Here is a 13480-nt window from a genome sequence, read left to right on the forward strand (position 1 = left end):
TCGTAATCAAAAAAGGAAGCACCTTTAGTAGGTACTTCCTTAACTCTCTCATAGGAATAAGCAATTAATTCATCTCTTATTTAACACAAAAGTTCTGCTCTTCTACCCCTTTTAAATCAATTAAAATAAAACATTGATCATCATTGTTGTGATAACCATTCTCCTCGTCTTTCATTAATTGAACAAGCTTCTGTTTAAGCTCAGTAAGCGTTATGCCTTGGTTATTCTCTAACAAGGAAGTAAGAAGATGAGAATCATATGGATCGACTACTCCATCTGTGTAAAGAAGTATTCTTCCACCTTTATTGTATGTTAGCGATCTCCGCTTAAACGTAAGTCCAGGAAAAGAGCCTATTGGAGGGCTTGTAGAGGTTAATTCCAATTGTTCTCCAGTTGAATTCTGCCATAACCCAGGAGGATGTCCAGCGTTTATGTACTCAATTGTTCTTTGATCAGTATCGATAAAAAGATAAATAGCTGTGCAATAGTGCCATGTTTCATCGTTTTCTTGGAATAACCTATACAGATGGTTATCTAACTCTTTAAAGATAATATCGGCTCTAAACCCATTTAAAATTAACCGTTGAAACAAGGATTGAAGCGACATCGTAATTAATGCTGAAGAAATGCCATGTCCCATAACATCAAGAATAATAATGCCATATTGATTTGGATTAATATGATAAAACCCATACATGTCACCAGATAGTTCACTAGATGCTTGATAAAAGGCTTCTATTTGTAACCCTTCTGTGAAAATAGGTTTTGTAAGTGAGGTTTCTTGGATATTTTTTGCTAAGTGCAGTTCCATTTGAGTTTCTAATTTGAATTTCTGATTTTCCTTGTTTAACTCAATTAATTCTTTTTGTTTCATTTCTAGTTTATGAAGAGCTACTTCGAGTTCTTTATTTGCTTGGCGTTTTTCAGAGAGCGCAGTTTCTGCCTTTTTCTTCGCAATGAGTAATTCATTCTCATATTCGTTTCGTTTGTGCATTTGAACGAGAACACAATCGATTACTAAACTGTTTTTTCTCTGGATTGCATTAATTAGGACAGGTATATCTTCACCATTTGCCGTTTGTAAAGAGATGTACATCTCCTCCACAGGTTTATCTGCTTTTATTAACGGTATAAAGTATAACTGATAAAAAATACGAGCTGGAACTGTAAGAATATGATTTATATTCTTACCAATTAATACGTCTGTGTCATACTCAAGTACAGTAAGCAATGTTTGGTTAATCGCTAGTATCGTTCCATCTTCTGATAGTGTTAGAAATCCGCAAGGTGCATGATTTAATAGATTTTCCATTACCTTAAATCACCGATTTGAACTGTATCTTCTATCGATTCATTCAAATACTCTCTGATTAACTGCGCAGTCTCGTTAGGATAACTCATATGTGGGCAATGCCCTGTTGCCTTCATCTGCTTATACGTACTAGAAGGAAGATGTTGATGAAGATATTCACCTACTGCACTTGGAGCAATAATATCTTCTGCACACTGTAAGATAAGGGAAGGAACAGTTACTTTATGAAGGTCACCCCTCGTATCTGCAAAAAAAGTAGCTTTAGCGAATTGAAGAGCAATGATCGGATCTGTCGAGCAAAAACGGTCTTCGAGTTCCTTAGATAGTTCTGGTCGTTCTTCATTCCCCATTGCTGTTGAGGCAAATACATTAGCCCAACCAATATAGTTCTTCTCCATCAAATCGATCAAACCAAGAATTTCTTCTCTCTCAAATCCTCCAAAGTAGTTAGGAGGTACGTTCATATAACATGGAGAAGGTCCAACCATGATAAGATTCGAAAAGTACTCTGGGTGTTCCATTGATGCCAACATTCCAATTGTACTTCCAACAGAGTGACCCACAAAAATGGCATCCCTAATATTAAGACTTGCACATATATCTAGCACATCTTGAGAATACCCTTTTAGTGAACTGTATCGTTCTTCGTCATAAGCACTAATATTAGAATTACCTGATCCTACATAATCAAATAAAACCACTTTAAAATCTTCTTCAAACGTCTTTGCTACTGCATTCCAGACGTTTTGGTCACAACCAAGACCTGGAGCAAAGATTAGGGAAGTTGTGCCTTTCCCTTTTACGTTAACATTATTACGTAACAGGATGCTTTTATCCATACTTTAAGCTCCTCTCACAATGTTTTAGTCTTACTAGGCTTTTTTTCGTATACGCTCTAGGTTGCTCCAGTCACCAAGTGTGGTTATTTTCTAATAGATAGTTTCAAAGCAACAATCTATTAGAAAAGAGCCTACTAATAAAACTAAACTCACTATAATAGTTTTATTTTAACATGCAAGCATAATATTTTTCTAATTATTCAGAAAAATAATAAATTAAATTTTTTATTAACTATTTAATACTTTCTTACTATAAGTAATTATTCATCTCGCTTTGAACTTTTCCTTTTTAATTGAATACATAAAAGCAAATATAAGGCACTAGTGTTGGAAAACTGACTACAATAGTTAAAGTAATTTACGAAAAAAAGCTCACCAAATGGCAAGCTTTGTTTACTATTTATAAGGCTCTTTTCTAAAAGATTGTTGCTTTGAAAGATTTTCGTATATAAAAAGCCACACTTCGCTAATTGGAGCGGAAGGATGCTCACCGCCCGACCCGCGGAAAGCGAGCATCCTGAAGCGGAAATTAACCCACGCTTATAGCAACAATGTATTCGAAAAGAGCTAATTATAAAAACCTACTTCTCTGTTCACGCGTCGGAATCATACACGCTTCCTGTTTACCAAACCAGCTATATCGTCTCTTTGCAATTGCATCATATAGATTGTCCCTTACCTTGCGTGGAAAGATTCGAAAAAGAAGAAATAACTTAAAGATCCCACCAAGCTGTTTCACAATATATAGAGCAGCGTCTGATTTGGCTAAAGCATTGCCACCTTGAATGACAATAACACTATCTGGTACATCTACCATGCCTACTTCACTCAACAATTTCGAAGCCACTTCAGACTGCAAAGAAGCGAAAGAAAATATTGCTTTCTTATCATACTTAAACATAAACTTCACGAGACCATTACAAAGATTGCATACGCCATCAAATAAAATGATATTCGTTTGTTGATCCGTCTTCATACTGCTCACCTCATTATTTATGCTCACTATTTCACATACTGAGTATATCATATATCTCATGTTTATTAAGCTAGATGTGCTATAATTTCCCTGTTCCGTTCAATAAACTATTTAGCAAGGATGTTTGTTTATGTACCCTACTCAATCATTGCGAGAAAAAATCAAACTACTTTTTATTATTTTATACCCTATCTTAATTACTCAAGTTGGCCTTTATTCTATGAATTTTGTTGATACTATTATGAGTGGGAGAGCTGGCGCAAATGATCTTGCAGGAGTAGCAATTGGCTCAAGTCTCTGGGTTCCAGTCTTCACGGGGCTAAGTGGGATCTTGCTAGCTATTACGCCAATTGTTTCTCACTATATAGGCGCAAAGCAACAAGAACGAGTGTCCTTTTCAGTCCTACAGGGCATCTATCTTTCCATTGTTCTATCACTATTAATTTTAGTTGCAGGAAGTCTTATCATTAATCCAGTTCTACAACTTATGGATCTAAATGATAGCGTTAGGAGCATTGCAAAAGAGTATTTAATAGGGCTTTCATTCGGAATCATTCCTCTCTTTATCTACTCTGTTCTTAGAAGCTTTTTCGATGCACTTGGAGAAACAAGAACGACAATGCTCATTACACTAATGTCACTTCCAATTAACGTTTTATTCAACTATGCTTTGATTTTTGGTAAATTTGGATTTCCTGAACTTGGTGGTGTTGGAGCAGGATATGCTTCCGCCATCACGTATTGGTTTATCTTATTTATTTCATTATTTGTCGTTCTAAAAGTCCGACCATTCCAAGGTTACGCCATCTTTAAAAAGTTACACCCAATTTCTCTTTCCAACTGGAAAGAACAGCTTAAAATTGGCGTTCCAATTGGCTTTTCGATTTTCTTTGAAGTGAGTATCTTCGCAGCTGTAACGCTTTTAATGAGTATGTACACAACCGAAACAATCGCAGCTCACCAAGCGGCAATTAATTTCGCATCTCTTCTATACATGATTCCACTCAGTATATCGATGGCTTTAACGATTGCCGTTGGTTTTGAGGTTGGTGGTGGAAGATTAAAGGATGCAAAGCAGTACAGCTACCTTGGTATTGCCTTTGCTGTAGGAATGGCCTTACTCTCAGCACTTTGCTTATTTATTTTTAATGATACTGTCGCTCTCTGGTACACGACTAATGAAACTGTGTTTGAATTAATTAAAGTCTTTCTTATTTATGCAATCTTCTTCCAACTATCAGATGCCATCGCGGCTCCAATTCAAGGAGCGTTACGAGGTTACAAAGACGTTAATGTAACACTTGTAATGAGTTTAATTTCTTATTGGATTATTGGACTTCCGTCAGGCTTTTTGCTAGCTAAGTATACAGCATTTGGACCTTATGGCTACTGGGTAGGACTTAGTGCAGGCTTATTTGTTGCAGCAGTCACCCTGTTTATCAGACTTCGCCATGTTCAAAAAGCAAAAGTGCTAGTAAGCAAATAAAAGCGGATCCCAGTGGGATCCGCTTTTATTGTATTAGTTATACATTGCCTGCGCTTTCGCTTGTAGCTCTGTATTTTCAAGATATTCATCATACGTTGTTTCTTTATCAATGATCCCTTTAGGAGTGATTTCAATCACTCTGTTAGCGATCGTATCAATGAACTGATGGTCATGAGAAGTAAAGATCATAGCACCTTTGAAATTCATTAGTCCATTATTTAACGCTGTAATTGATTCCAGATCCAGGTGGTTAGTTGGATCGTCAAGAACAAGCACGTTTGCACCGCTCAACATCATTTTAGATAGCATACAGCGGACTTTTTCGCCTCCGGAAAGAACACTTGCTTTCTTCAATACTTCTTCACCAGAGAAGAGCATTCTACCAAGGAAGCCACGAAGGAAGCTTTCACTTTGATCTTCAGGTGAATATTGACGAAGCCAATTTACAAGATTCGTATCAACACCCTCAAAGTACTCAGAGTTATCTTTAGGGAAGTATGCTTGAGACGTTGTAACGCCCCATTTAAACGTGCCACTATCAGCTTCCATTTCACCCATCAAAATCTTTAATAACGTTGTATTCGCAATCTCATTTTTACCAACAAGTGCTACTTTGTCATCTTTATTAAGCATAAAGCTAACATTATCAAGCACTTTCACACCGTCAATTGTTTTCGTTAGACCTTCAACGTGAAGTACATCGTTTCCGATTTCGCGGTTTGGCGTAAAGGCAACATAAGGATATTTTCTTGAAGATGGTCTAATATCATCAAGCGTAATTTTATCAAGTAACTTTTTACGTGATGTTGCTTGCTTCGACTTAGACGCGTTTGCACTAAATCGTTGAATAAACGCTTGAAGTTCTTTAACTTTCTCTTCCTTCTTCTTGTTCGCATCTTCTTTCATTGTACGAGCAAGCTGGCTCGACTCATACCAGAAATCATAGTTACCTACATATACCTGAATTTTGCCGTAGTCAAGGTCAGCCATGTGCGTACAAACTTTATTTAAAAAGTGACGGTCATGGGATACAACAATGACAGTGTTCTCAAAGTTAATAAGAAACTCTTCAAGCCACTGAATTGCATTTAAATCAAGGTTGTTTGTAGGCTCATCAAGTAGAAGGATATCGGGTGAACCAAATAATGCCTGAGCAAGTAGAACTTTTACTTTCTCTGAACCAGTTAAATCTGAAAGTTTCTTGTAGTGAAGATCTTCAGAAATGCCAAGTCCTTTAAGCAATACTGCAGCATCAGATTCTGCTTCCCAACCATTTAAATCAGCAAATTCGCCTTCAAGTTCAGCAGCTTTCATACCGTCTTCGTCAGAGAAATCCTCTTTCATATAAATCGCGTTTTTCTCCTGCATCACTTCATAAAGTTTTGTGTGCCCCATAATAACCGTGTTAAGCACTTCAAAATCTTCATATTCAAAGTGGTTCTGCTTTAGCACCGCTAGACGTTCACCTGGTCCCATGTGAACGTCTCCTGTTTGCGGTTCAACTTCACCAGATAAAATTTTGAGAAATGTTGACTTACCAGCACCGTTAGCGCCAATTAGTCCATAACAATTCCCAGGAGTAAATTTAATATTAACATCTTCAAAAAGCTTACGATCACCATATCGTAAGCCGACATCTGTAACTGTAATCATTTAGGTCGTATTCCTCCATCTATCGTAATATAGTCAAAATTATAACATGGATAGAGCCGAATAGATATGAACGCCTTAGAACTTATTCATCAAACGGATAGATCCAGAACGATTCTTGCTTGATGAAGGTCATAATATCAGAATTCGGGTCAAGAGAGCCATCGTCAAGACGTGCAACCATAGCTTCTGTTTGTGAGCGATGGGCCTCTATTGTTTTTATTTTTGTATCCAGCACATCTGTTACATCAAATACTTTATCAGGTTTTCCAAGAACGGATTCCCGATCAGGTGTGATAGGAAGTGTGTATAGTGTTGGACGATCAGATGCTGGCAACCTTCTAATAGCTTCCACTACTGCTGCACCACATGCATCATGATCAGGGTGAATACCATAGCCTGGATAGAATGTAATAACTAGTGAAGGCTTTAGTTCATCCACTAATTTACTAAACGTGGATACAAGTAACTCGGGATCTTCAAATTCAAGTGTTTTATCTCTAAAGCCAAGCATTCGAAGATCGTTAACTCCCATAGCCTGACAGGCATCTTTTAATTCTTTCTTTCTCACTTCGGGTAGCGTTTCACGTGTAGCGAAAAATGGGTTACCCATATTACGTCCCATTTCACCAAGCGTTGCACATGCGTATGTAACGGGCACGCCTTCGTTAATAAATTTCGTCATCAACCCTGCCGTTCCAAATGCCTCATCATCCGGATGTGGGAAAATGACTAGGACTTGTTTCTCCATCAAGCATTCCTCCTTAATCAAATGGCGTATAACTTAATTGAACTGCAATAGCGAGACGCCCGCTATCATCATGACCGGCCATAAGCAGTCGACCATCGTCCAATTGATAATCCGTTAATCCTTCTGCATACATCCAGCCCTCTTTAAGTTTAAACCCTACACGGAATGGTCCAGAGCCTGCTATTTTTACATTCGTAAATTGAAGTGAACCATTTCTTATGTATGCTCCAACCGCAAGCTTCTCTTTGTTTTGAGCTGCGTATGCTCCACTTGTTGTTTCAAGGTGGAAATATAACTCTTTGTTCTCAAACGTTTCAAGAATGTCTTGTACTTCTTCTATTAGAATAGGTTTCATCCTATTGCCCCCTTCTTTCTTAGGCCATCTAGCTAGAACTAGTATAGCTTATCTATCTGGTCGGGTAAAATGATTGACGTTATCGTACCTCCTCATTAGACAAGCATTGTTTTTTTCCGTTATAGTTAACTGTTGAACAGACTCGACTAATTGAAACTCGGAGGTCTTACTTATGCAACTATATGAAACATTTGATATCCCATCAGAAATACAGAACAGAATTGAAGATCGACGGGATGAAAATGACAATCCTGACCATTATTTAATTGGCTCGGAAGGCTATACAGCACCTGATATGTCGATTGTTAAAGATGCTGTTACATCGCTCATTCTAGGTAAGAATGTTCTATTAAAAGGGCCAACTGGTGCAGGTAAAACGAAGCTTGCTGAACTTATTAGCTATTTCTTTAATCAACCAATGTATTCGATTAACTGCTCGGTAGATTTAGACGCCGAAGCACTACTTGGGTATAAAACGCTCACATATGATGACCAAAACAACGCGCACATTACATTTATCCCAGGACCTGTTGAAAATGCTATGAAAAATGGTGAACTCCTTTATATTGATGAAATTAATACAGCCAAGGCTGAAACGTTACCTATACTAAATGGTGTACTTGATTATCGACGCATGGTTCTCAATCCTTTTACTGGAGAAACGGTTCGTGCAAAAGGAAACTTTGGTGTTATTGCAGCAATTAATGAAGGGTATATAGGAACCGCTCCATTAAATGAGGCACTTAAAAATCGATTTATCGTTATTGAAGTTCCTTACTTACAGGGCCCTGCCCTAAAAGAAATGCTAAGCGAGCAGTCACTGCTTAACGATTCCAATCAACTTGATCAATTCGTTACACTATCAACAGATCTTCAATCAAAGGTAAGAGACGGTCAAATCTCAGAAGAAGCAGCATCCCCTCGTTCTCTCCTTGATGCATGTGATCTTACAACATTTATGGAAGCAAGACGTGCTATTAAGCGTGCCATTACAGACAAGCTTGAAGACGAACGAGAAAAAGCAGCTGTTGAGAACATTGCAGAAACGATTTTTGGTCGCGTTCAGGAGAAAGGATAAATGAAGTTCCTTAACTTTGCGGAGAATCAGACGGATCCTTTTCTACATTTGAGCTTATCTGATCTCGCTGAAACACTAAGTAACAGCGATAGCGAAGTTCAATTTGCCTTTCACTCCTATTTCAGACCGGCTGAGAATCTAATAACCGTTAGCCACTATTGGAATGACATATTTGATGGTAGACAGTTCGATGGAATGAAGAGTGATATTTATTTACGTGCACTTGGAAATGTTCACTTCACTAACTTTACTGACGTTGACCGTTACCTTTCATTTTTACAAAATAAACCTTTACGCTCTTTTAGAAAACAACTTTTCACTCTTGTAGAAGACATGCGAATTGAATCGCTTTGCATTATGAAGAGACCTGGGATGAGTGATGCATTTAAAACGAGAAGCGCTCTATTTCAAAAACGATTTCGAGCTCGGTTAGAAGTTCACAATCGACAAAATCAGGTTATCGATTCTCTTTTTTGTGCGATTTATCTTCAAGCGATTGGCAAGCCGGTTGCTCTAGGTGACAAACTCGCTACCTACAAGCCTTACCTTCGTCATTTAATTGCCGAGATACGTAAGGCCAAATCAACGAAAGACGTCGCTGTGCTAACAACGGCGTTTTGCGATGAGCTTAGTTCAGATCATGCCGACATGACGACTGAATATTTAACAATGTACGGAACTGCCGCTAGTTCTTCAGCAGTTGTAGAAGATGAACAAGCACGAGAGTTAAAAAGTGATGATACGATGGAAGCAACTGATAAAGAAGATAAGGAAACGTATGATGAAGAAATGAACACCTGGCACGAAGAGCAAGAACAAGAAGGATCTAATTTTCTTCAATTTGATTTAGAAGAAGGTGCAAAGTCTGATCTTATTGGTGAAGGAGAACGAAAAGAAGAATCTGGCGATCAGGCTTTCGTTAGTGTACAGGGTGCTTCAAAGCAATCAGAAGGAAGTCAATTCGATGAAGAAGCACTTCTAGAGAGCCGAGATACAAAAGCTGTTGCTTCTGCTCAAGATCCACTTGGTGAAGCGAATCGTAACGTTAGGGAAGTCATACGTCATGCAGAAAAGCCTTCTGGTCAAGATCAAGACGCCTATCGTACTGCAAAAGCAGAGATTCAATTTGCGGAGAAATCTCTTCGTACCGCGATTCAGAAGACAATTGAACAGAAACAAATCGCACCAAGAAGTGATCTGCATTTTGGAAGGTTGAACCGAAAGCTTCTCAGGCTGTTAACAGATGAAAATCCTCGTCTGTTCTATAAGAAAAATGCTCCAAGTACAAAGCTTGATGTAACTTTCTCTCTTCTAGTGGACTGTTCAGCATCCATGTACGACAAAATGGAAGAAACACGGCTAGGGATTACTCTTTTTCATGAAACATTAAAAGGACTTGATATTAAGCATTCGATAACAGGATTCTATGAAGATGCATTTGATGCAGACGATCAAGAACAACCGAACACTTTGTTCCAAGTTATTAATTACAATCGTTCAACGCAACCGAACGAGGGTCCTAAGATTATGCAACTTGAGCCCGAAGAAGATAACCGAGATGGCTATGCGATACGAAAAGCCGCTGAGGATCTTTCCGAACGGAATGAGAAACATAAAATACTACTAGTGTTTACAGATGGTGAACCGTCCGCTTACGATTACAGTGAAAATGGCATCGTGGACACACATGAAGCTGTCATACAAACGAGAAAAAAAGGCTATGAAGTAATTGGCGTGTTCTTATCCAATGGAGAACCTCAGGAAAAAGAAAAGAATACGATGCGAAACATTTATGGTACACAAAGTCTCGTAATTCCGTCTGCTAACGAAATACCTGCTTACTTAACACCGCTACTGAAGCGGTTACTACTACGATTTGTATAAACATTAAGAAACCGCGTCCTTCCTGACGCGGTTTCTTTTACTTTGGCTATGTTTGCTCATATTGTTGATTTCTCGATTTTTGGCTCATTCGAGTGAAACCTCAGTTTCACTCGCCTTTCAGCTCTGCTGAAAGCCTGTGGTGCCCATTCGCCTGAGCAAATGAATTTGCTCCAAGCGAATGGGCACAACAGGGCGTAAATGAGCCAAAAATCAACATTGTTCATTAACATAGCCTTTACTTTAGTAACTTGCTATATATTTGGGTGAGCTCGTCGAGACTCATTCTAACCAGTCCACTTGTTGAAGGTGCTACAAAATCACGAACTCCTTCAATTTGATTAACTGGTTGAAATCCCCAATCAACCTTTTTCATTCCTGAAAATCTTTGATAAACTCCTTTTCCAACAAAACAATTGACTTTGGGACGATACATCGCGATTTTTTTATGTAGCTTCTCTCTTCCTTTTGCATAATCTTCTCCTGTTAAGTCCGCAGCTCCTCTCGTTGGGCGATCAACGATATTCGTCAACCCATACCCATATTGAAGGAGCATGTGATCTTCTTCCGGCTTAAGTTTACAGTCTGTTAATCCAGCTTCCTTCAAAACGGTATAAAAACGATTAGTCGGATTTGCATAGTGATGGCCTTCCTTCTCTGATTGTAGGCCAGGATTAAATCCGATAAACAAAATGTTCATCTCATGCGCGAGGTGATCTGGTAACATTACTATTCACTCCTTATTTTCCAATATCCCGTAGTGAAATTTAGCTGTTTTTCTGATGAATTGCTGAAAACCAAACCGTTCAAACCGACTGCTTTTCCAAAAATCTTTCAGAACGACTCTTTTTCTAGCAACACGCCTCGCTTCTCTGATCATGTCATCTGTTAACGTATCATAAAGAGCTACTTGCTTGATCGCATTCACACCGTTTGATTCAAGAATACTATCCTCAAACATCGGATCAAAATACACAACATCAACAGACTGATCATCTAAATAGGGCAATACTTCCTCGTAACGGTTTTGTTTGACCGATACCCTTCTCATTGCTTCATCGATCTGTTCATTTCCGCTCTGCCACGTTTTAAGACCTTCTTGAAGGAGAATGGCATGCTTAGAGCCTTCTAGTGCCTGAACATTACCTTTTTCACCAGTTATAAGACTTGCAACGATACTGTCTGAACCTAAGCCCGCAGTACAATCGAGCAAACTCATCCCTTCTGTAAGACCACTTGCATTGATGAAAACATCATGACGATTATTTAGTAATGATTTACAGCGAAACATCGCAGAGTTTGGGTGAAAGAAAACGGGTTCAAGGGCGTTGTCTGTATAGAGAAAGAGTCGATCAAAACCAGCCACTATTACAGGGGACCGATAAGTGTCAATTAGTTCTTTAAGAGATCGCTTTTTTCTTGGTATGTATGTTCCATTGTATTGCCCTGATAGTCTAGTAGCTTCAAGAATTAAAGCTTCTGTTGGTCTTCCTGCTGTTGTAAAAATCATATTTTCATTGCTCCTTTTCGTACCATTATTATATCATGTGCCAAGATAACCTCTTACAGAATTACTTTTAACATAGAAAAAAGCCCCCAAAGGGACTTCTTGCATTCATGGTGTTTTCGGTTTTAGATTGTAAGATTTCACCATATCATTTAGCAACAAAAGCAGCATCAACTGAAGCATATGCATTTAAGTATCCTGCTCCAACTTCCCATGCTTCATAACCTGGCATGTTTGTAGCTGTTGCTTGTAAGATTTCTTTCACTTTATCCGGTGATAAACTCGGATTAGCTTCTAACATTAATGCTACTACACCCGCTGCATGTGGAGTGGCCATTGATGTTCCGCTCATTGTTGTATAAAACGGTATGTGAGCAGGATCAATACCCTCAACATCACTTATTGCACCAAGAGAACTAACTGGAGCAATCACGCGTGTTGAAACAATATCAACACCTGGAGCAGTTACAGTTGGACGATCTTCCCATTTCCAAGTCTCACCGTCCATCTCAAATGTGCCACCTACTCCTTTTGTGCCTCGTGAAGAGAAGTCTGCTAGAGTTCCGTCTTTTTCACCTGCAGCTATTGAAATAACCCACGGAGCTTTCGCATATGGATTGTGTGTATCTTCACTCGGGCCTTCGTTACCTGCGGCAAACAATACGACGATTCCACGGTCATAGGCTTTTTTGCTAGCAATATTTATTGGATGATTAGGGTCAAAGTCATCTGATGACCCCCATGAATTGGTAATGACACGAATATCATATTGAGACTGATGTGTAAGCGCATAATCAAATCCACCAATTCCATCAAGAACGAATAGTGCTGCTCCTGATCCATATCCGATTAGGTCTGCACCTGGAGCTGCACCTTCATATTTCCCACCTGACATTGCACCAGTGCCTCCAACTGTACCAGCAACGTGAGTACCATGTCCTGAATTTGTATCAGTATTAGCAACACCTTCCTGATATGTAACAGGTAGCAATCCTGGTGCTAGACTATTAAGGTTAGTGGAACCAAGCACATTCTGAACTAGATTTTTTCCAAGCTCGTGGTCTTTGTGTGTACCATCTACTCCGCTGTCATTTACAACAACGCCAATTCCGTTCCCGCTAACAGGCATGCCACCATTCTCTTTTCGCATCTCATCATCTGTACGGACCTTATCGACACCTGTTAAAGCGGTCGCATCTGAATTAAAGTATTCTAATTTTTTATTCGAGTAAATGGAACGAACCATTTCATTTTTCGAGAGCATGTTTATTTGATCTTTTGTTGCAATAACTCCTGCCATAGGGAGGTTTTGTAGCGTCAAGCCAGTTTCAACCCCTATTTTCTTTAGTAAATTTGCTTGAGCATTAGTAGGCGCACCATCGCCATTAAAGCTTACAATTACTTCAAATGGCCCGTTTTCCATAGCCATTTCTTCTGTTAAATCGGGACCAATCACAGCAGTTTTTTCTGCATATGACTGAGGAATAGAGCCAAACCCTATCGCTAGTACTAAAGACAGTATAAGTACATAAATCAGCTTCATTTTTTCCTCCTTATAGATTCATAGTTTTCTTACTATTCATTATGTAATGAAAATAAATCTTTTCCTATTCACTAAAGGTTCTAAATGGCAGAAGAGAAAGAA

At 38.7% G+C, this 13480-nt stretch carries 12 protein-coding genes; 3 read left to right on the forward strand and 9 right to left on the reverse strand.

All coding sequences use genetic code 11. The features are described 5' to 3' along the window. Positions 1–76: 76 nt before the first annotated feature. The 3 genes from AB986_RS03530 to AB986_RS03540 form a co-directional block, all read right to left on the reverse strand. On the reverse strand, positions 77–1312 hold the full coding sequence (locus AB986_RS03530; RefSeq protein WP_048309498.1) for a SpoIIE family protein phosphatase: 1236 nt from the start codon (positions 1310–1312) through the stop codon (positions 77–79). Then, complete coding sequence (locus tag AB986_RS03535; protein ID WP_048309499.1) at positions 1312–2151, reverse strand: alpha/beta fold hydrolase; 840 nt, start codon at positions 2149–2151, stop codon at positions 1312–1314. Before AB986_RS03535 ends, AB986_RS03530 begins: the two co-directional genes overlap by 1 nt. Positions 2152–2722: 571 nt before the next feature. Next, the gene (locus AB986_RS03540) at positions 2723–3127 is read right to left on the reverse strand and encodes a thiol-disulfide oxidoreductase DCC family protein (RefSeq protein WP_048309500.1); all 405 of its coding nucleotides are present in this window, start codon (positions 3125–3127) and stop codon (positions 2723–2725) included. A 130-nt stretch (positions 3128–3257) separates the two neighbouring features. Here AB986_RS03540 and AB986_RS03545 point away from each other — a divergent pair, with 130 nt between their 5' ends. Beyond that, positions 3258–4613 carry an MATE family efflux transporter gene (locus AB986_RS03545; RefSeq protein ID WP_048309501.1) on the forward strand — a complete coding sequence of 452 codons (1356 nt, stop codon included), beginning with the start codon at positions 3258–3260 and terminating at the stop codon, positions 4611–4613. Between the two features lie 33 nt (positions 4614–4646). On the opposite strand, the gene AB986_RS03550 is transcribed toward AB986_RS03545, so the two are convergent. The 3 genes from AB986_RS03550 to AB986_RS03560 all read right to left on the reverse strand — a co-directional run bounded on the left by AB986_RS03550 (position 4647) and on the right by AB986_RS03560 (position 7369). Beyond that, entirely contained in the window at positions 4647–6266 is a 1620-nt protein-coding gene (locus tag AB986_RS03550) for an ABC-F family ATP-binding cassette domain-containing protein (protein ID WP_048309502.1), read from the reverse strand. Between the two features lie 82 nt (positions 6267–6348). After that, complete coding sequence (gene bshB2 / locus AB986_RS03555; protein ID WP_048309504.1) at positions 6349–7014, reverse strand: bacillithiol biosynthesis deacetylase BshB2; 666 nt, start codon at positions 7012–7014, stop codon at positions 6349–6351. 13 nt (positions 7015–7027) lie between these two features. Beyond that, positions 7028–7369, reverse strand: coding sequence for a YojF family protein (locus AB986_RS03560; protein WP_048309505.1), 342 nt, complete (start codon positions 7367–7369; stop codon positions 7028–7030). Between the two features lie 172 nt (positions 7370–7541). On the opposite strand from AB986_RS03560, the gene AB986_RS03565 reads away from it, so the two are divergent. Beyond that, positions 7542–8447: an ATP-binding protein gene (locus tag AB986_RS03565; RefSeq protein ID WP_048309506.1), complete on the forward strand. Its 906-nt coding sequence runs from the start codon at positions 7542–7544 to the stop codon at positions 8445–8447. Continuing rightward, entirely contained in the window at positions 8448–10331 is a 1884-nt protein-coding gene (locus tag AB986_RS03570) for a vWA domain-containing protein (protein WP_048309507.1), read from the forward strand. Between the two features lie 235 nt (positions 10332–10566). Here AB986_RS03570 and AB986_RS03575 read toward each other — a convergent pair whose 3' ends face one another. The 3 genes from AB986_RS03575 to AB986_RS03585 form a co-directional block, all read right to left on the reverse strand. Continuing rightward, a complete protein-coding gene (locus tag AB986_RS03575) occupies positions 10567–11055 on the reverse strand; it encodes a mismatch-specific DNA-glycosylase (protein ID WP_048309508.1) in 489 nt (162 codons plus the stop codon). Between the two features lie 6 nt (positions 11056–11061). Beyond that, positions 11062–11838 (reverse strand): class I SAM-dependent methyltransferase, encoded by a 777-nt coding sequence (locus AB986_RS03580; RefSeq protein WP_048309509.1) that lies wholly within the window; start codon positions 11836–11838, stop codon positions 11062–11064. Positions 11839–11983: 145 nt separating this feature from the next. Beyond that, a complete protein-coding gene (locus AB986_RS03585; RefSeq protein WP_048309510.1) occupies positions 11984–13378 on the reverse strand; it encodes a S8 family serine peptidase in 1395 nt (464 codons plus the stop codon). Between the last annotated feature and the right edge of the window lie 102 nt (positions 13379–13480).

This window comes from Guptibacillus hwajinpoensis (genome assembly GCF_001039475.1).
GTDB classification, from domain to species: domain Bacteria; phylum Bacillota; class Bacilli; order Bacillales; family Guptibacillaceae; genus Guptibacillus; species Guptibacillus hwajinpoensis.